This window comes from Streptomyces sp. NPDC127114 (genome assembly GCF_042677525.1).
In the GTDB taxonomy this organism is placed as follows: Bacteria; Actinomycetota; Actinomycetes; order Streptomycetales; family Streptomycetaceae; genus Streptomyces.
On sequence record NZ_JBHXTJ010000008.1, the window covers coordinates 143269 to 160355 of the forward strand.

A 17087-nucleotide genomic window follows, 5' to 3' on the forward strand; every position below is an offset into this window, starting at 1 on the left:
AACGCACGAGAGGAGCGGTCCCATGCGGCTACGCAAGGAAACGCGGTCCCGTCGTCTTCTGACGACGTCGACGATCCTCCTGGCCGGAAGCACCCTGCTCCTGCCGGTCCCCGCCATCGCCCACCCCGCGGCGGACACCACCTCCGCGGAAGCCCGGATCTCCGGCGGCACCTTCCAGTTCCGGAACCTCCAGACCGGCAAGTGCATGACCTTCAACGGCGGCACCCTCGCCCAGAACAACCTCGAACTGCTCCAGTTCGACTGCGACACCGATCCGTCGCGCCGATGGCGGATCAGCAACTGGAACGGTGATTCCTACCAGCTGGTGAACGTCAGGAGCGGCAAGTGCGCCACGGTCGCCGGCGGCCGGTCGACCGAGAACAACACGCAGCTCGTCCAGTTCGACTGCGACTCCGACCCCTCGCGCCGCTGGCGCCTGACACAGTGGGGCGGCACCTCCTACAAGCTGGTGAACGTCCAGACGGGCAAGTGCGCGACGGTCGCCGGCGGCCGGTCGACCGACAACAACGTGCGGATGGTCCAGTTCACCTGCGACTCCGACAACTCCCGCCGCTGGGTGGTCCGCCTGGGCGGGACGCCGAACGGCTGACGGACAGGGAGCCCCCGCCGGTCGGTCATGCCGGGCGTCGCGCCCGGCATGACCGGTGGGGGCACCCCTAGGGTCGCGCGGCCTCCAGGTCGGCGACCGTGGCCCGCAGCCAGGCCAGCTCCGCCGTGCTGGTGGCCCGGGCCACCGTCAGCACGCCCCGTCGGAACGGGTCGTCCAACTCCTCGGCGGCCAGCGGCCGTTCGCCGTTGTAGAAGAAGCTCGCGGGCTCCTCGAGGAACGCCAGCCTGCGCCGCAGGACGGCCGCCTGCGCGGCCGGGTCGTCCAGGTGGCGCAGGAACGCCAGCAGCGTGAACCAGCGGTTCTCGTCCGTGATCTCGGTGCCCTCGGCCTCCGCGAGCCGGCGGCGCAGCTCCCGCCTGCCGTCGGCGGTGAGGCTGAGGACGTGCCGCGGCGCGGCGGCGGGGCCCTGCCGGGTCTCGCGGGCCAGGAGCCCGGCCTTCTCCAGGCGCTTGATCGCCGGATACAGCGTGGACTCGCCGACCGGGCGGACGTGCCCGGTGAGCGCGGTGATGCGCTTGCGCAGCTCGTAGCCGTGCAGAGGGGCTTCGTAGAGGAATCCGAGGATCGACAGTTCCAGCATGGGGGCATTCTCCCGCATCGATGCTGCACGCCGGTGTACATCGGTCGCGTAGTACTACGTCAGCGAGGTATGGTCGGGCCGTCGCCACGCCGGTGGCAGACCGAGGCGGAGAGGGAAAGAGGGGGAGCGGACGGTGCGTGAGGCACGATTCGACGCGCGGGGCAGCATGATCCGGTGGACCGAGGCGCGGGGTGAGGCGGGTACGGACCCGGTGGGGGCGGGAGCGGACCCGGTGGGGGCGGGCGAGAGGCCGGCGACCGTGTTCGTGCACGGACTCGGTGCCGCCTCGACCGTCTACCACGCCCACATCGCGGCGCGCCCGGAGCTCGCGGGCCGCAGGATCCTCTTCGTCGACCTGCCGGGGCACGGCATCAGCGACCGGCCCGCCGACTTCGGCTACACCCTGGAGGACCACGCGGACGCGCTGGCCGCCGCGCTCGACGAGGCGGGGGTGCGCGGCGGTGTGATCGCGGGGCACAGCATGGGCGGCGCGGTCGCCATCGTCCTCGCCCACCGCAGGCCCGACCTGGTGGGCCGCCTGGTCGTCACCGAGGGCAACCTCGACCCGTTCCCCCCGCCCACGGCGGGCAGCAGCGGCATCGCCTCGTACACGGAGGAGGAGTTCGTCACGGGGGGCGGCTTCGCCCGCGTCCTGGAGCGCGTCGGCCCCACCTGGGCGGCGACCATGCGCCTGGCGGACCCGCTCGCGCTGCACCGCACGGCCGCGAGTCTGGTGCGGGGCACCGAGCCCGTGATGCGGGAGATGTTCCGGGAGTCCCGAGCCGAGCGGGTCTACCTCCAGGGCGGGCTCAGCGGCGAACTCCCCGGCGCCGACGGCCTCGTGGCCGCCGGCGTGGATGTGGTGACCGTCCCCGGCGCCGGGCACAACATCATGTTCGACGACCCCGACGCCTTCACGCGCGCGGTCGCGGGCACGGGGGCGGCGAGCGCCTTCGTCTAGGAGCGGCGGCGCAGCACGCGGAGGGAGTCGGTGACCGAGATCTCCTCGAACTCGCCGGACTCCAGCGCCCGGAGGTAGATGCGGTACGGCGCCTGCCCGCCGTCCTCCGGGTTCGGGAAGACGTCGTGGATGACGAGGACGCCACCCGGCGCGACCTTCGGGGCCCAGCCCTCGTAGTCGTTCGTGGCGTGCTCGTCCGTGTGCCCGCCGTCGACGAACACGAAGCCCAGCTGCCCGGCCCACACCCGCGCGACCTGCGGGGAGCGGCCGACGACCGCGATCACGTGCTCCTCGAGACCGGCCTTCCGCAGCGTCCGGCGGAAGGTCGGCAGCGTGTCCATCACGCCGACCTCCGGGTCGACCACCGTCGGGTCGTGGTACTCCCACCCAGGCTGCTGCTCCTCGCTGCCCCGGTGGTGGTCGACGGTCACCGCGACCGTGCCCGCCCGCCGCGCCACGTCCGCGAGCAGGATCGTCGAGCGCCCGCAGTACGTACCGACCTCCAGGAGCGGAAGGCCCAGCTTCGCGGCCTCGGCGGCGGCCTCGTACAGGGCCAGCCCCTCCTTGACGGGCATGAAGCCCTTGGCCGCCTCGAAGGCGGCGAGAATCTCGGGGCTGGGCTCCGTGGCGGCCATGGACCACTCCTACTGGTGGGTACGACGTGTGGGCGCCCATCGTGCCCCATGCCCCGCCCCGCGTCCCACCCGGAGCCCCCGGCACCGTAGCATCGGGGCGTTTGCCGTGACGTGGACGCTTCGCAGGGGGGAACGGCGTGGACGACGAGAGGCGGAAACGAAGGCGAGGAGTGCTCGCCGTCGTGATCGCGGGCGCGATGATCGCCTCGGGCGCGGGCATCGGACTGTGGGCCACGGACACGGGGCCCTTCCGGGACAGCTACTGCTGGGGCGCCTGGCAGGAGAACAGCGGCGCGGAGTTCCTGGGCGAGGAGACGATCGCCGAGTCCGGCTCCGAGCGGTGGGCCACCGAGTCCGCGCCGCCCGCCGCCGGCAGGCCGCACGCCACCTGCACCGTGGAGGTGGCCTCGCCGCCCCATCACTACGGCGACGACGACCACGGCAAGGTCACGCTGGAGTACGGAACCGTGCCCGCCGGAGCCGAGGAACGCCGCCGCTGGATCTCCCAGAACCTCCACGGCTCCGCGTCCCCGCTCCCCGACGGCCTCCCGGGGCTCGTCGCGGGCGACCGGGGCATGCTCGTCCTGCCCGCCGCGTGCGACGCGGACGGCAGGCCGGTGGCGGTGACGGTCCGGAGCGAGGGCTTCACCATGGGAACACGGTCGGCCGTCGGCCGCTTGCTCGTCGACGCGGCCAACCTGCTCATGAAGAAGGCGGGTTGCGCGCCGGAGGAGGCGATGCGCATCACCTCCCCGATGGTGAAGGTCGCGGAGCGGAGCTCCAACGCCGACACACCCTTGTGCCGGATACCGGGCGTGACCTTCACCTACGACAGGAGCGCCGACTACGAGCAGCAGGTGGGCACGGTCGGGGACCGGCTCCAGACCTGCTCGGCGTGGTTCAGCGCCCGCCGGCTTCCCGACGAGCCCGCCGCCCAGTTCGTGATGGCCGGCGAGCCGCGCCTGGTGGCGCTGTTCACGGGCCTGCCCGAGGGCGCCGACAAGGGGCTGGTGCGCGCCACGTGCGACGGGCGGGAAACGGTCTTCTACGGAGACATCCGGCCGGGTCTGCAGGGACACGGGCAGCCGGACGACCGGCGGGTGTTCCGGAACTTCGTCACGTCGGTCAGCAAGCGCATCGGGTGCGCGGCCGGGGAAGAGGCAGCACGATGAGCGACGACGACAACGTGAAGACCGACGGGACGACGACGGGCGGTGGTGACCACGGTCGCGGTGCGGACGAGACGCCCGCCGTCACCGCGCCCTCCCGCCTGCGCCGTCTGCTGCGGAGCCGTACCGCCCGGACCGCGACCGTCGCCGCCGTCGTCGGCGCGCTGCTCGGTGCCGGTACCGTCGCCTGGCGCACCGACACGCTGCCGCTGGTGAGCGGCCACGCTCCCTGCTGGGACTCCTTCGACGAGGAGACGATGAAGGGGCTGTTCGGCGACCGCGAGACCAAGGTCGAGGAGCAGGCCCTGGAGAGCGACGGCCGCGCCCGCGGCCTGACGTACGGCGAGTGCCGGGTCACCAGCTACAAGGACGACCGGATCAGGCGCCGGCTGAACGTCGGCGTCCACCGCCTCGACGGCCTCTACGGCACCGACGCGCACAAGTGGCCCCAGGAGTTCCTCACCTCCCGGATGGTCCCGCTCGGCGAGGGCCTGCCCGGCATGACCTCCGCCGAACGGGCCTGGCTGGCCCTGCCGGAGAGCTGCACCGGCCCGGTCGGTGACAACGAGGCGGCGACCGTGGTCGACGTCTCGATGGGGGCCGCGCTGGAGATCGAGTGGGAGTACCAGGACGAGGACCGCGCCGCCCTGACCCGCGCGGTCGTCGCCGCGGCCAACGGCGTCATGCGCGACTTCGGCTGCTCCGGCACCTACCGCACCCCCGACCGCCTGCCCGCGCTCCCCGACCGGGGCCCCGTCTCGGCCACGTCCTTCTGCGGGCTCAAGGACCTGAAGGCACCTTCCGGTACGCGCGAGTCCCTGACCTGGTCCAGGTCGAGCGGCGACGGCGGCCCGGCGCGCGTGTGCGAGGCGGGTTACCGGAGCCTGGGAGCCACGACGCGGCTGACGACGGTGGTCGACCGCGGCCTGACCGACGTGTTCGTGAAGGACGTGCTGCGCGGCGGGACGCAGATCAAGGGCACCAAGGGCTACGGAACGGTGAACGAGGCCCGGGCGGTGTACCAGGCGGAGTGCCAGACCGGACGCGTGCTGTTCATGGTGGAGCAGGACCGGCCCCTCTACGCGGACGCGGGCCGGCTCACCCGCGAGCTGCTGCCCGCGTACGTGGCGGCGGAGGCGGAGCGCATCGGCTGCGGGCCGGAGAAGGTGGAGGTCACGCCCTCGAAGTCCTCGTAGTCGGCGAGGCCCTCGCGCACCTGACCAGGCGCCGCCGCCCGCTACGTGTCGCACTCGAACCACACCGTCTTCCCGCCGGCCGCCTCCGCGCATCCCCAGCGGTCGGTCACGGCCTCGACGAGCGCCAGCCCGCGCCCGCTCTCGGCGAGCGGATCGGCCACCTTCGCGACCACCGCGCCCGCCACGGCGTCCGAGACCTCCACGCGCAGCCCGTACGGCTCCCGAAGGATCAGGACGGTGCACCGGCGGCCGGGAACGTGCCGGACGACGTTCGCGACGAGCTCGGTGAGGCGCCAGGGTGGAGGCATCGGCGAGATGGACGAGCCGCCACCGTGTGAGGAACATGCGGAGGATGCGACGCATGTGACCGGCGGAGTGCTCACCGACGGTGAAGCCCATGCGGTAGCTGTGGGTAACTTCCGCAGGGCAGAGGTCTGTTGTGTGATTCACGCCACCAGAATGGAGCGCTCCCGTTACGCTCGGCTACGGACTGGAAGCAACGCACGCACGCGTCAGCTTGGGGGTGACCTCGCCGTGGCCAACATCCGCAACCTCGACCCCAGCGCCTCGCCGCTGGACTACTACGGCTCCGAATTACGCCGGTTGAGGGAGGAGGCAAAACTCAACCAGGACCAGTTGGGGGCAATTCTCTTCTGCACGGGCTCGCTGGTGGGCCAGATCGAGACGGCGCGGAAGGTCCCGACGCGGGAGTTCTCGGAACGGGTCGACGCGGCGCTGATGACGGGCGGGCTGTTCTCGCGGCTGGTCGGGCTGGTGCTGAAGAGCCAGCTGCCGACGTGGTTCCAGCCGTACGCGGAGATGGAGGCGCGGGCGACCTATATCTCGACGTACCAGGCGCAGTTGGTCTACGGCCTGCTCCAGACGGAGGAGTACGCCGGTGCGGTGCTGAGCATCGATCACTCGGACACGCTCAACGAGCAAGTGGCGGCTCGCATGGAGCGTCAGCGCATCCTGGACCGTGACCAGCCTCCCGTGTTGTGCGTCGTGCTCGACGAGGCCGTGCTGCACCGGCAGATCGGCAGTCCGGAGATCATGCGGAACCAACTCGCGCACCTGTTGACCTTCTGCGACCACCCGTGGATCCAGGTGCAGGTGCTGCCGTTCGCGGCTGGCCAACACGCGGGACTGCTCGGTTCGTTCACCCTCATGCGTTTCGACGACGACCCAGACATCCTCTACACCGAGAACTATGAGTCGGGCCAAATGACCGCCAATTCTCAAGCGATCAGGGAACGAGCCGTCGGCTACGCTCGGCTCCAGGGCGCAGCCCTCTCTCGGGAGAACACGGCGGCGCTGATCGCACGCGTGATGGAGGAACGGTATGGGCACCAGCCAGGGCCTACGGTGGCGTAAGTCCTCGTACAGCGGCCCCAACGGCGGCGAGTGCATCGAGTGCGCACCCCTCGGCTCCGCCACCTGGCGTAAGTCCTCGTACAGCGGTGACACCGGTGGGCAGTGCATCGAGGTCGCCGATCTCGACGCCGCCCACATCGCCGTCCGCGACTCCAAGGACCCCGCCGGCCCCCACTTCCTCGCCTCCCCGGCGGCCTTCACGGCCTTCGTGACGGCCGCCGCCGAGGGGCGGATCGGGCGGCGCTGACCGCCGTGGCGACGCTCTTCGGGATGGTGGTCCTCGTCGTGGCCCTGACGGCCTGGGCGGGGGCCACGGTCGTCGGGTGGTCACGGAGCCGCCGGGCCGACCGGCCGGCTCGTCGGCCTTCGCCCGCGAGGGTGGCCGTCGCCGTTGCCGTGCTGGCCTTCGTGGCGGGCGGGGCGGTCCACGTGTACGGACTGTCGTACCTGCCATTCCTCTTTCCTGAGGACGCGTGCTGGTTCAACGCGGGGTCGAAGGTGTCGCCCGACTCCTCCAGCGCGCTGCCCGTGAGCCTGGTCTGCAACGGCGAGGAGATCGTCCCGGACTGGGTGAACCCCGCGCTGCTGCTCCTCGGCGTCACGGGGATCGCGGCGACGGGCACGGCAGTCGTCCAGGCGGTGCGAAGGCGGCTGGTGTCCCGGTGAGCGGGCCGACGCCGTTCGACCCTGAAGTAGCGGCTGCCGTCGCCGCCTTGGGTACGGACCGGCGGGAGCCGGTCACGCCGGAGAACCTGGCCGAGCGCCGGGCGCGGGACGCGGCCTCGCGGCCCCGGCCGACGGCCGGGGAGCTGCGGGCGGACGGGCGCTTCGAGGTGGAAGAGCTACGCGTGGGGGACGTGACGCTGGTGAGCGCGCGGCCGGCGGGGCTCGACGGGCCGCTGCCGCTGCTCTACTACCTGCACGGCGGCGCGATGGTAATGGGCAACGCCTGGTCCGTACTGCCGACGGTCCTGCGTGAATGGGTGGAACCGCTGGGGCTGGCCGTGCTCTCGGTCGAGTACCGGCTGGCGCCGGAGGCGCCGTACCCGGCGGCGCTGGAGGACGCGTACGAGGGCCTGGTCTGGGCGGCGGGGCACGCCGCCGAACTGGACGTCGACCCGGGCCGCATCGTCATCGGCGGCAAGAGCGCGGGCGGTGGGCTCGCCGCGGCGCTGGCGCTGCTCGCGAGGGACCGCGGCGGCCCGTCCGCACTCGGCCAGCTGCTCCTCTCCCCGATGCTGGACGACAGCCTGGAGACGTACTCGGCGCGCCAGATGTCGGGCGTGGACGTGTGGGACCTGACGTCGCACGCGACGATCTGGCGGGCGTATCTGGGGGAGCGCTACGAGCCCGGCGCGGCCGACGTCCCGCCGTACGCGGCACCGTCCCGCGCGACGGACCTGTCCGGGCTGCCCCCGGCGTACGTGGAGGTCGGCTCGGCGGAGATGTTCCGGGACGAGGGCGTGGCGTACGCGAACCGCATCTGGCAGTCCGGCGGCCAGGCCGAACTCCACGTCGTCCCGGGCGCCTGCCACGGCTTCGACGGCCTGGCCCGCCACGCCACCCTCACCCAGGACGCCCGCACCACCCGCACCCGCTGGCTCCGCCGCCTCCTGGACGGCGGGGCCGGATAGCCGCAGAGGAGGCGCGATGCCATACGTCGGCATCAGGGCCTGACTACGATGCGGGCCGCGTCGAAGCTGCCCGTGTCAGTGGCACCCGCTACGTTCCCGGAATGGTCAAACCGGACTCCCTCTCTGCCGCCCGTGACGCCTACGACGCCGTCGCAACGCGCTACGCACAGCATTTCGCCGACACTCTGCGCGACCGGCCGCTGGAGCGTGCGCTGCTCGCCGCCTTCGCCGAGTCGGTGCGCGCCGGTGGTGAAGGCGAGGTCGCGGATCTGGGCTGCGGACCCGGGCATATCACCGCTCATCTGCAGCGGTTGGGACTGCGTGCCTTCGGGGTCGACGCATCGCCAGCGATGATCAGGTTGGCCCAGGAGGCCAACCCGGAGCTGCGGTTCACGGTGGGTTCGATGGCAGCGATCGACATCGCGGACGGCGCGCTGGGCGGGGTGCTCTCGCGCTCCTCGATCATCCACATCCCACCGCAGGACCTCCCGGCCGTGATGGCGGAGTTCGCCCGGGTCCTGGCCCCTGGCGGCCACCTGCTGATCAGCTGCTTCGCCACCGACGACTTCGCGATCCCCACGCAGTCCTTCGACCATTCGGTGATGACGGCCTATCGCTGGTCGCCCGACCGCCTGGCGGAACTGCTGCGCAATGTCGGCGTGAGCGAGATCGCCAGGGTGCTGTGCGAGCCGAAGCCCACCGACAAGCGGCAGTTCCAGGAACTGCACTTGCTGGCGGCCAAGAACTAGTGCTCCGACCAGTGGGTTCGCCGAGCCGGTGGGATCGCCAGTTGGATGTGCAGTGATATCCCTCCGACCGCTGGGGGTGACGGCCTAGGGCCTGTCCGGCGGATCATGGCCGGGTCCGCGGCGCTGATCCGCCGGACAGGCCCTAGCTCCGGGCCCGCTCGGCCGCGGCGATCTCGGTAGCCGTCGCCGTCGCCCGCCGGCCCGCCTGGACCTGCTGAAGTCGCTTGATCGTGGCGGCCAGCACGTCGTGGGCGTCCGTGGCGTCCCCGCCCGCGTCCTCGACGCGGACGCGGACGATGACCGTGCCGGACCGGCTGTAGCCGTAGACCGTGCCGCTGGATCCACTGTGCGCGAGGAAGACAGACTCCTCGCCGACCCGACCGGGCACCTTCACGGGAGCCGTTTCGTTCTTGTCCTGCCATCGGTCGTACGCGGTCTTCGCGTGGGCGGCGTTGTCGAACTGGCAGACGTCCAGGTCGATCCCCCGAGAGAGGGTCGATCCCTGGTAGTCGTAGTCGCCGCTGCCCGCTCGTTGCCAGCCGGCCGGAGCGGGAGCCTTCAGCGGAGCGCAGTCGTCGGGCTCCCCGGGCATGCTCTTGTGCAGGCTGCCGGGGTAGTAGCCGGGGACCACGTCCTCGGCGTCGGGAATCGCCTGGGTGAGCTCGCCCCGGTCGAGCTGCCTCGTCAGCGGCACATCGGTGTCGTCCTTGAAGGGCTGCGGCTCGCCCTTTCCACTCGCGGACGGCGCCGCGGCGGGCGGCGGAGCCTGCTCCGAGGCCTTGTCCGCCGAGCAGGCGGAGAGTGCGAGACAGGTCAGGACGGCTGTGGTTATGGCGATGTGACTGCGTGTCATCTGATCAACATAGCCCGGCCCGCGGCCATCGGACGGCCGGAGGCGCAGGCGTCGGACGGCCGGAGCGGGAGCCGTCGCTGTTGATCTCGGCCGCCGGCCGGGCACGGCAGGAGCCACGGAGCTGCCCTAGCCGGCGGTGGCCGCCCCCGCCAGCACCGCGCGCAGCCGCAGCACGCCCGCCTTCCACTCGTCGCCGGCCGACTCCTCCCACAGCTCCAGGAGCTCCGAGTCCTTGCCGAGCACCCGGTCGAGGGCCGCGACCGCCTCGGGGCGCAGGGCGGCCGGGAGCGGCGGTATCGGTCGCTCGGGGCCGTACGACGTGGTGACCGGGTCGCCGCCGGGCAGCTGTGCGGCGATCAGGGCCGCCGCGGCGACGGCCTCCGCCGCGAGGTCGGAGTCCAGGTAGTCGTCGCCGGTCCCGGTCACCTCGCGGAAGGCGGCGAGCAGCACCTCCGCCTTTCGTTCCGCCGGTGCCTCGTCGACCGTGTACGAGAAGTCCGCGGCGGTGTCGTTGTCGAAGGGGCCGATGTCCCAGGTGCCCATGGCGCGTGCGCCCTCTCTGTCCGGTCCTGTCCTCTGCTCCGCATCGTGACAGGCGGCACTGACAACGCCCCTCCACGGGCCGGACGTCAGACGTCGAGCGCGTGGCCCGTCGTCGCGTCCACGTGGTCCGGGACCTCGTCGTGGCGGTCGCCCACCGTCGACGTGCCCGTGGGTTCGAAGAGCAGGATCGCCGCGCCCCGCGGGGCGTACGGGCGGTGTTCCGTGCCGCGCGGGACGGTGAAGACGGCGCCCTTGGGGAGGCGGACCGTGCGCTCGCCGGACGGTTCGCGCAGGGAGATGTGCAGCTCGCCGTCGAGGACCAGGAAGAACTCGTCCGTGTCGTCGTGGGCGTGCCAGAGGTGTTCGCCCGCGACCTTGGCGACGCGGACGTCGTAGTCGTTGACGCGGGTGACGATGCGGGGGCTCCACAGGGCGTCGAAGGAGGCCAGGGCGGTCGCGAGGGAGACGGGTTCGATGGGTGCGGTGCTCATGCGGCGATCCTCTTCGCTGGAGCCGCGCCCGCGTGAGTGCTAGGAATCGCACATGGCGCAAGGATCCTCGCAGAGCAACGGCCGGCGGCGGCTCCATCGGGTCGTCGTGATCGTGGACGCCAACTCGAACCCCTTCGAGCTGGGCTGTGCCACCGAGGTCTTCGGGCTGCGGCGCCCCGAGCTCGGGCCCGGCCGCGAGCAGCTCTACGACTTCCGGCTCTGCTCGCCCGAGCCGGACACGCTCATGCGGGACGGCTTCTTCACGCTCACCGGCGTCGCCGGGCTCGCCGCGACCGAGACGGCGGACACGGTCGTCGTGCCCAACCGTCCCGACGTGGAGGTGCCGCGCCGGCCGGCCGTGCTGGACGCCGTCCGGCGCGCGCACGCGCGGGGGGCACGGCTCGTCGGCTTCTGCAGCGGGGCGTTCACGCTGGCCGAGGCCGGGGTCCTCGGCGGGCGGCGGGCCACCGCGCACTGGCAGTGGGCCGACTCCTTCCGCGAGCGGTTCCCGGCGGTGCGGCTGGAGGAGGACGTGCTGTTCGTGGACGACGGCGACATCCTCACGGCGGCCGGCAGCGCGGCGGCGCTGGACCTCGGGCTGCACGTGCTGCGCCGGGACCACGGCGCGGAGATCGCCAACGCCGTCAGCAGGCGGCTGGTGTTCGCGGCCCACCGGGACGGCGGGCAGAGGCAGTTCATCGAACGGCCGGTGCCGGAGATCCCCGACGAGTCGCTCGCGCCCCTCCTCGCGTGGGCGCAGGAACGGCTCGACGAGCCGCTGGCCGTCGCGGACCTGGCGGCGCGGGCCGCCGTCAGTCCGGCGACCCTGCACCGCCGCTTCCGGGCCGAGCTCGGCACCACGCCGCTCGCCTGGCTCACGGGGGAGCGGCTCACCCTCGCCCGCCGGCTGATCGAGCGCGGCGAGGCGCGGCTCGACGTGGTGGCCCGGAGCAGCGGACTCGGTACGGCGGCCCACCTGCGGGCCCTGATGCGCCGCGAGACGGGCCTCACACCCTCGGAGTACCGTCGCCGCTTCGGCCCGGGGGCCGTCTGACCCGCCGAATCCCGGGCACGGCCGTCGAAGCCCTGGGCCGCTGTCGCTCCGGACTCCCGCAGGGCCGGAGATCCCGTGATCCGCACCGCATCTGACCTTCCGTCAGATTGGAACGTGTTCTAGTCTGCCGTGCCATGGGCATCGCCATCACGCACGAACAGCGGGAGCTCGCCCGATCCGTCCGCGGCTGGCTCACCCGCGCCGTACCGCCGGAGGAGGTCCGCAGGCACCTCGACCTCCCCGGCCTCGCCGCCGAGCGGCCCGCGTACTGGGACGGGGCCGCCGGGCAGGGCCTGCTCGGGGTGCATCTGCCCGAGGAGTACGGGGGCGGGGGCGGCGACCTGGTCGATCTCGCCGTGGTCCTGGAGGAGGCCGGGCGGGCCGTGCTGCCCGGGCCCCATCTGCCGAGCGTCCTCGCCGCCGAGCTGCTGCACCGCGCCGGACACGGCGAGGAGGCCGCCGCCGTCGCCGGCGGCGAGCGGATCGGCGCCGTGGCACTCGACGCCGGCACCCTGACCGCCGCGCCCTCCCACACCGCCGACGGGCTCGTCCTCGACGGCGTCGCCCCGCCCGTGCTCGGCGCGGCCTGCGCCGACCTGATCGTGCTGCCCGCGCGCGCCGTCCACGGCACCGTGTGGCTCGCCGTGGACGCCGACACCCTCGCCGTACGCCTCCACGCCTCCGCCGACCCCACCCGGCCGACCGCCGAGGTCCGCGCCGACGGCGTCCTCGTGCCCGGCGGGCGCGTCCTCGCCCTCGACTCCGGCCTCGTCCACGACCTCGCCGCCGTCCTCCTCGCCGCCGACGCCTGCGGCAGCGCCTCCCGCGCCCTCGACACCGCCGCCGAACACGCCGGCACCCGGATCCAGTTCGGCCGGCCCATCGGACAGTTCCAGGGCGTCAAGCACCTCTGTGCCGACATGCTCGTCCGGCTCGAACAGGCCCGCGCCCTCACCTGGGACGCCGCCCGCGCCGCCCGCGAGACCCGCGAGGACACGCGGTCCCTGACCGCGTCCCTCGCCGCCGCCACCGCGCTCGACGCCGCCTACAGCACCGCCAAGGACGCCCTCCAGATCCTCGGCGGCATCGGCTTCACCTGGGAACACGACGCCCACCTCCTCCTGCGCCGCGCCCTCGTCGCCCGCCAGCTCCTCGGCGCCGGCGACGGCCACCGCCTCTCCGCCGTCCGCCTCGCCGCCGCCGGGACCCGGCGCGAGCTCCGCCTCGAACTCCCCGAGGAGGCGGAAGAGTTCCGGGCCGCCGCCCGGGAAGCCCTCGCGCCCGCCGTCGGGCTCGACCCGCACGCCGCGCGCAAGGCCCTCGCCGGCACCGGCTACGCCGCGCCGCACCTGCCGGAGCCGTACGGACTCGGGGCCGGGCCGCTCCAGCAGCTCGCCGTCCAGCGCGAGGCGGACGCCCTCGGCATCCGGCTCAGCCCGCTGTCCATCGCCACCTGGGTCGTGCCGTCCCTCATCGCCTACGGCACACCCGCCCAGCGTGACCGCCACCTCGGGCCCACCCTGCGCGGCGAACAGCAGTGGTGCCAGCTCTTCTCCGAGCCCGAGGCCGGCTCCGACCTCGCCTCCCTCCGCACCCGCGCCGAACCCGTCGAGGGCGGCGGCTGGCGCGTCAACGGACAGAAGGTCTGGACGAGTTCGGCCCGGGAGGCCGACTACGGCATCCTCCTCGCCCGCACCGACCCCGACGCGCCCAGGCACCGCGGCCTCACCTACTTCCTCGTCGACATGAAGAACACGCCCGGCATCGACATCCGGCCGCTGAAGGAGATCACCGGCGATTCCCTCTTCAACGAGGTCTGGTTCGACGACGCCGTGCTGCCCGCCGACGCCGTCGTGGGCGAGGTGAACGGCGGCTGGCGGGTGGCCCGCAACACCCTCGGCAACGAGCGCGTCCACATGGCCGACCAGGTCGCCTTCGACACCGGCCTCGAAGCGCTCGTCGCCGCCTCCGCGCGCGACGCCGTCGACCACGCGCTCCGGGCCCGGATCGGCGGCCTCGTCGCCGAGGCCCACGCCCTCGCCTGCATCGGCCTGCGCACCACGCTCCTCCAGGTGTCCGGCCTCGAACCGGGCCCCGGCGCCAGCGTCCGCAAGCTCGTCCAGACCCTCCACCAGCAGAAGGTCGCCGAGCTCGGCCTCGAACTCCTGGGCCCGGCGGGCGCGGTGGCCGAAGGGCCGGGGGAGCGGGCCGTGCACGGGCTGCTGATGTCCCGCTGCCTGACCATCGCGGGCGGCACCACGCAGGTACAGCTCAACGTCGTCGCCGAGCGGCTGCTCGGCCTGCCCAGAGACTGACCCGAGAGACCGAGGGGGCCCCGACATGGGGAAGACGTACATCGTCGGCGTCGGCATGACGAAGTTCGAGAAGCCGGAGACCCGGGACTGGCAGTACTGGGACATGGCGAAGGAGGCCGGCACCGCCGCCCTCGACGACGCCGGCATCCCGTACGGCCTCGTCCAGCAGGTGCCCGTCGGCTACTGCTTCCAGGCCTCGACGGCCGGACAGCGCGCCGTGTACGAACTCGGACTCACCGGCGTGCCCGTCTACAACGTCAACAACAACTGCGCGACCGGGTCCACCGCCCTGATGACGGCCCGGCAGTTCGTGGCGGGCGGCGCCGCCGACTGCGTGCTCGCGCTCGGCTTCGAGAAGATGACGCGCGGCGCCCTCGGCGGCGGCTCGGACGGCGGGGACTTCGCGAGCTCGCCCGTCGCCCGGCACTACGGGATCATGGCGGCCGGACACGGCTTCGAGATGGCGCCGCCCACCGCCCAGATCTTCGGCAACGCGGCCCGCGAGCACATGGACCGCCACGGGACCACGGAGGTGCAGCTCGCCGCCGTCGCCGCCAAGAACCACCAGCACTCCTCCCGCAACCCCAACGCCCAGTTCCAGGACGTCCACTCGGTCGAGGAGATCCTCGCTTCCCGGACCATCCACCGGCCCCTGACCAAGCTCCAGTGCTCGCCCACCTCGGACGGCGCGGCCGCGGCGGTCGTCGTCTCCGAGCGCTTCGTCGACGAACACGGTCTGCGAGACCGGGCCGTGGAGATCGCGGGCCAGGCCATGACCACCGACACCGAGGAGTCCTTCGCCTCCGGCTCCTGCATCGACGTCGTCGGCCGGCCCATGTCGCGGGCCGCGGCCCGGCAGGTGTACGAGGCCTCCGGCCTCGGCATCGAGGACGTCGACGTCGTCGAGCTGCACGACTGCTTCTCGATCAACGAGCTCCTCACGTACGAGGCGCTGGGCATGTGCGAGGAGGGCGCGTCCGGCAAGCTCGTCGAGTCCGGCGCCACGACGTACGGCGGCCGCTGGGTGGTCAACCCCTCGGGCGGGCTCATCTCCAAGGGCCACCCGCTGGGCGCCACCGGCCTCGCGCAGACCGCCGAACTGGTCTGGCAGCTGCGCGGCGAGGCGGGCCCGCGCCAGGTGCCGGGCGCGCGCGTGGGCCTCGCCCACAACATCGGCCTGGGCGGCGCGGCGGTGGTGACGATGCTGCGGAGGGCGTAGGCCGGCGGCCGTAGGGCGGAGGTCGCGGGCCGCGGTGCCGGGGGAGAGGCGGGCGGGCGCCACCGGGGTCGTAGGACGATATCCCGATGTACGGGTCGCTGCGGGTCTGCGACCATGACGCGCATGCCGCGAACCGACTCCGACTCCGACGCCGCCTCTGCTTCCGCCGCCTTCGGCTCCGACTCCGCATCACCGGCCGCGGAGACCGCCGACCCGTCCATACCCCCGTCGTCCCCGTCGTCTTCCTCGTCCTCGCCCCGCCGCCCCTGGCTGGTCGTGCTCGTCGCCAGCGCGGCCCAGTTCCTCGTCGTGCTCGACGTGTCGGTGGTCAACGTGGCGCTGCCGTCGATGAGGGAGGCGCTCGGGCTGACGGCGTCGGGGCTGCAGTGGGTCGTCAACGTGTACTCGATCGCGTTCGCCGGCTTCATGCTCCTCGGCGGCCGGGCGGCCGACCTCTTCGGCCGCAAGCGGATGTTCGTCGTCGGCCTCTCGCTCTTCACCCTGGCCTCGGTCGCGGGCGGCCTCGCCCAGGAGGGCTGGCAGCTGCTCGCCGCCCGCGCCGTGCAGGGCCTCGGGGCGGCCGTCCTGTCCCCGTCGACGCTCACCCTCATCACGGCGGCCGTGCCCGCCGGGCCCGCCCGCGGCCGGGCCGTCGGCACCTGGACGGCGGTCGGCGCGGCGGGCGGTGCCGCCGGCGGATTCGTCGGCGGCGTCCTGGTCGACCTGCTCTCCTGGCGCTGGGTGCTGCTCATCAACGTGCCCGTCGGCGCGGTCGTCCTCGCCGGCGCCTTCTGGTGGCTGAGCGAGAGCCGCGTCGGCGGCGGCCGGCGGCTCGACCTGCCGGGCGCCGTGCTCGTCACGGCGGGCCTGGCGACCCTCGCGTACGGCATCGTGCAGACGGAGGAGTCCGGCTGGACCTCAGCGGCGACCCTGGTGCCGCTGGTCGCCGGACTGCTCCTGCTCGCGGCCTTCGTCGCCGTCGAGGCCCGGGCGGCGGAGCCGCTGATGCCGCTGCGGATCTTCCGTACGCGGGCGGTGTCGGCGGCCAACGTGACGATGCTGCTGTGCGGTTCGACCTCGTTCGCCATGTGGTTCTTCATGACCCTCTACGCGCAGAACGTCCTCGGCTACGAGCCGCTGGCGGCCGGGCTGGCCCTCGTCCCCAGTTCCGCCAGCGTCATCGCCGGATCCAAGCTCGCCCCGCGCCTGCTGCCCCGGCTCGGCGCCCGCCGGGTCGCGGTCCTCGGCGCGCTGGTCGCCGCCGCCGGCTTCGCCTGGCAGTCGACGATGACCGCCGGCGGCTCGTACCTCACCGCGATCCTGCTGCCCGGCGTCCTGATGATGTTCGGCATCGGCCTCGGCTCCACGCCGCTCGCCGTCCTGGCGACCACCCAGGTGTCGGCGTCCGAGGCCGGTCTGGCCTCCGGCCTCATCAACACCTCCCGCACCATGGGCGGCGCCCTCGGCCTCGCCGTCCTCTCCACCGTGGCGGCCTCGGTCACGGCCGGCGGGACCGACCCGGAGGCTCTGACCTCGGGCTACGCGGCGGCGTTCCGGGTGGCGGCGGGCGTGCTGGCGGCGACGGCGGTGGTGATGGCGGTGTGGCTGCCCAAACCGGTGCCCAAGCCGGTGCCGAAGCCCTCCGGGCCCGCGACGCGATAAAGATCGGAAGCGGTCGCCCGC

19 protein-coding genes are annotated in these 17087 nt (G+C 73.1%); 13 read left to right on the forward strand and 6 right to left on the reverse strand.

Going from position 1 to position 17087, the window contains the following annotated elements; translation table 11 throughout:
• Positions 1 to 22 precede the first annotated feature (22 nt).
• Positions 23 to 610 (forward strand): RICIN domain-containing protein, encoded by a 588-nt coding sequence (locus tag ACFVGS_RS11295; protein WP_384418589.1) that lies wholly within the window; start codon positions 23 to 25, stop codon positions 608 to 610.
• 67 nt (positions 611 to 677) lie between these two features.
• On the opposite strand, the gene ACFVGS_RS11300 is transcribed toward ACFVGS_RS11295, so the two are convergent.
• Positions 678 to 1211, reverse strand: a complete 534-nt coding sequence (locus tag ACFVGS_RS11300; protein ID WP_385692333.1) for a PadR family transcriptional regulator — start codon at positions 1209 to 1211, stop codon at positions 678 to 680.
• A gap of 133 nt (positions 1212 to 1344) precedes the next feature.
• On the opposite strand from ACFVGS_RS11300, the gene ACFVGS_RS11305 reads away from it, so the two are divergent.
• Positions 1345 to 2172, forward strand: a complete 828-nt coding sequence (locus ACFVGS_RS11305; RefSeq protein WP_385692335.1) for an alpha/beta fold hydrolase — start codon at positions 1345 to 1347, stop codon at positions 2170 to 2172.
• Here the strand turns inward: ACFVGS_RS11305 and ACFVGS_RS11310 are convergent.
• Positions 2169 to 2807 (reverse strand): class I SAM-dependent methyltransferase, encoded by a 639-nt coding sequence (locus tag ACFVGS_RS11310; RefSeq protein ID WP_384418598.1) that lies wholly within the window; start codon positions 2805 to 2807, stop codon positions 2169 to 2171. The two genes, ACFVGS_RS11305 and ACFVGS_RS11310, sit on opposite strands and share 4 nt — an antisense overlap.
• A 137-nt stretch (positions 2808 to 2944) precedes the next feature.
• Between ACFVGS_RS11310 and ACFVGS_RS11315 the strand changes: the two genes are divergently transcribed.
• Positions 2945 to 3979, forward strand: coding sequence for a hypothetical protein (locus tag ACFVGS_RS11315; RefSeq protein ID WP_385692337.1), 1035 nt, complete (start codon positions 2945 to 2947; stop codon positions 3977 to 3979).
• The gene (locus tag ACFVGS_RS11320) at positions 3976 to 5172 is read left to right on the forward strand and encodes a hypothetical protein (RefSeq protein WP_384418604.1); all 1197 of its coding nucleotides are present in this window, start codon (positions 3976 to 3978) and stop codon (positions 5170 to 5172) included. Before ACFVGS_RS11315 ends, ACFVGS_RS11320 begins: the two co-directional genes overlap by 4 nt.
• 41 nt (positions 5173 to 5213) lie before the next feature.
• Here ACFVGS_RS11320 and ACFVGS_RS11325 read toward each other — a convergent pair whose 3' ends face one another.
• A complete protein-coding gene (locus ACFVGS_RS11325) occupies positions 5214 to 5480 on the reverse strand; it encodes an ATP-binding protein (RefSeq protein WP_385692339.1) in 267 nt (88 codons plus the stop codon).
• A 226-nt stretch (positions 5481 to 5706) separates the two neighbouring features.
• Between ACFVGS_RS11325 and ACFVGS_RS11330 the strand changes: the two genes are divergently transcribed.
• From ACFVGS_RS11330 to ACFVGS_RS11350, 5 genes are all read left to right on the forward strand, one after another.
• Entirely contained in the window at positions 5707 to 6546 is an 840-nt protein-coding gene (locus tag ACFVGS_RS11330; protein ID WP_385692341.1) for a Scr1 family TA system antitoxin-like transcriptional regulator, read from the forward strand.
• Positions 6515 to 6793, forward strand: coding sequence for a DUF397 domain-containing protein (locus tag ACFVGS_RS11335; protein WP_384418610.1), 279 nt, complete (start codon positions 6515 to 6517; stop codon positions 6791 to 6793). Before ACFVGS_RS11330 ends, ACFVGS_RS11335 begins: the two co-directional genes overlap by 32 nt.
• A 131-nt stretch (positions 6794 to 6924) precedes the next feature.
• Complete coding sequence (locus ACFVGS_RS11340) at positions 6925 to 7212, forward strand: hypothetical protein (protein ID WP_385692343.1); 288 nt, start codon at positions 6925 to 6927, stop codon at positions 7210 to 7212.
• A gap of 47 nt (positions 7213 to 7259) precedes the next feature.
• On the forward strand, positions 7260 to 8180 hold the full coding sequence (locus tag ACFVGS_RS11345; protein ID WP_384418616.1) for an alpha/beta hydrolase: 921 nt from the start codon (positions 7260 to 7262) through the stop codon (positions 8178 to 8180).
• A 101-nt stretch (positions 8181 to 8281) separates the two neighbouring features.
• A complete protein-coding gene (locus ACFVGS_RS11350; protein ID WP_384418619.1) occupies positions 8282 to 8929 on the forward strand; it encodes a class I SAM-dependent methyltransferase in 648 nt (215 codons plus the stop codon).
• 142 nt (positions 8930 to 9071) lie between these two features.
• Here ACFVGS_RS11350 and ACFVGS_RS11355 read toward each other — a convergent pair whose 3' ends face one another.
• The 3 genes from ACFVGS_RS11355 to ACFVGS_RS11365 form a co-directional block, all read right to left on the reverse strand.
• Entirely contained in the window at positions 9072 to 9782 is a 711-nt protein-coding gene (locus tag ACFVGS_RS11355) for a hypothetical protein (RefSeq protein ID WP_384418621.1), read from the reverse strand.
• A gap of 126 nt (positions 9783 to 9908) precedes the next feature.
• Entirely contained in the window at positions 9909 to 10325 is a 417-nt protein-coding gene (locus ACFVGS_RS11360) for a DUF4259 domain-containing protein (protein WP_384418624.1), read from the reverse strand.
• Between the two features lie 86 nt (positions 10326 to 10411).
• Complete coding sequence (locus ACFVGS_RS11365) at positions 10412 to 10816, reverse strand: cupin domain-containing protein (RefSeq protein ID WP_384418627.1); 405 nt, start codon at positions 10814 to 10816, stop codon at positions 10412 to 10414.
• Between the two features lie 52 nt (positions 10817 to 10868).
• On the opposite strand from ACFVGS_RS11365, the gene ACFVGS_RS11370 reads away from it, so the two are divergent.
• The 4 genes from ACFVGS_RS11370 (at position 10869) to ACFVGS_RS11385 (ending at position 17066) form a co-directional block, all read left to right on the forward strand.
• Positions 10869 to 11870, forward strand: coding sequence for a GlxA family transcriptional regulator (locus ACFVGS_RS11370; RefSeq protein WP_384418630.1), 1002 nt, complete (start codon positions 10869 to 10871; stop codon positions 11868 to 11870).
• Positions 11871 to 12004: 134 nt separating this feature from the next.
• On the forward strand, positions 12005 to 14185 hold the full coding sequence (locus ACFVGS_RS11375) for an acyl-CoA dehydrogenase (protein ID WP_385692347.1): 2181 nt from the start codon (positions 12005 to 12007) through the stop codon (positions 14183 to 14185).
• A gap of 25 nt (positions 14186 to 14210) precedes the next feature.
• A complete protein-coding gene (locus ACFVGS_RS11380) occupies positions 14211 to 15404 on the forward strand; it encodes a lipid-transfer protein (protein WP_384418635.1) in 1194 nt (397 codons plus the stop codon).
• Positions 15405 to 15527: 123 nt separating this feature from the next.
• Positions 15528 to 17066 carry an MFS transporter gene (locus tag ACFVGS_RS11385; RefSeq protein WP_385692349.1) on the forward strand — a complete coding sequence of 513 codons (1539 nt, stop codon included), beginning with the start codon at positions 15528 to 15530 and terminating at the stop codon, positions 17064 to 17066.
• Positions 17067 to 17087 lie beyond the last annotated feature (21 nt).

Coding starts and splice junctions, on each gene's coding strand:
- ACFVGS_RS11295 (WP_384418589.1), top strand. CDS start 23: ATGCGGCTACGCAAGGAAACGCGGTCCCGTCGTCTTCTGACGACGTCG.
- ACFVGS_RS11300 (WP_385692333.1), bottom strand. CDS start 1,211: ATGCTGGAACTGTCGATCCTCGGATTCCTCTACGAAGCCCCTCTGCAC.
- ACFVGS_RS11310 (WP_384418598.1), bottom strand. CDS start 2,807: ATGGCCGCCACGGAGCCCAGCCCCGAGATTCTCGCCGCCTTCGAGGCG.
- ACFVGS_RS11320 (WP_384418604.1), top strand. CDS start 3,976: ATGAGCGACGACGACAACGTGAAGACCGACGGGACGACGACGGGCGGT.
- ACFVGS_RS11325 (WP_385692339.1), bottom strand. CDS start 5,480: ATGCCTCCACCCTGGCGCCTCACCGAGCTCGTCGCGAACGTCGTCCGG.
- ACFVGS_RS11335 (WP_384418610.1), top strand. CDS start 6,515: ATGGGCACCAGCCAGGGCCTACGGTGGCGTAAGTCCTCGTACAGCGGC.
- ACFVGS_RS11350 (WP_384418619.1), top strand. CDS start 8,282: ATGGTCAAACCGGACTCCCTCTCTGCCGCCCGTGACGCCTACGACGCC.
- ACFVGS_RS11355 (WP_384418621.1), bottom strand. CDS start 9,782: ATGACACGCAGTCACATCGCCATAACCACAGCCGTCCTGACCTGTCTC.
- ACFVGS_RS11360 (WP_384418624.1), bottom strand. CDS start 10,325: ATGGGCACCTGGGACATCGGCCCCTTCGACAACGACACCGCCGCGGAC.
- ACFVGS_RS11365 (WP_384418627.1), bottom strand. CDS start 10,816: ATGAGCACCGCACCCATCGAACCCGTCTCCCTCGCGACCGCCCTGGCC.
- ACFVGS_RS11370 (WP_384418630.1), top strand. CDS start 10,869: ATGGCGCAAGGATCCTCGCAGAGCAACGGCCGGCGGCGGCTCCATCGG.
- ACFVGS_RS11375 (WP_385692347.1), top strand. CDS start 12,005: ATGGGCATCGCCATCACGCACGAACAGCGGGAGCTCGCCCGATCCGTC.
- ACFVGS_RS11380 (WP_384418635.1), top strand. CDS start 14,211: ATGGGGAAGACGTACATCGTCGGCGTCGGCATGACGAAGTTCGAGAAG.
- ACFVGS_RS11385 (WP_385692349.1), top strand. CDS start 15,528: ATGCCGCGAACCGACTCCGACTCCGACGCCGCCTCTGCTTCCGCCGCC.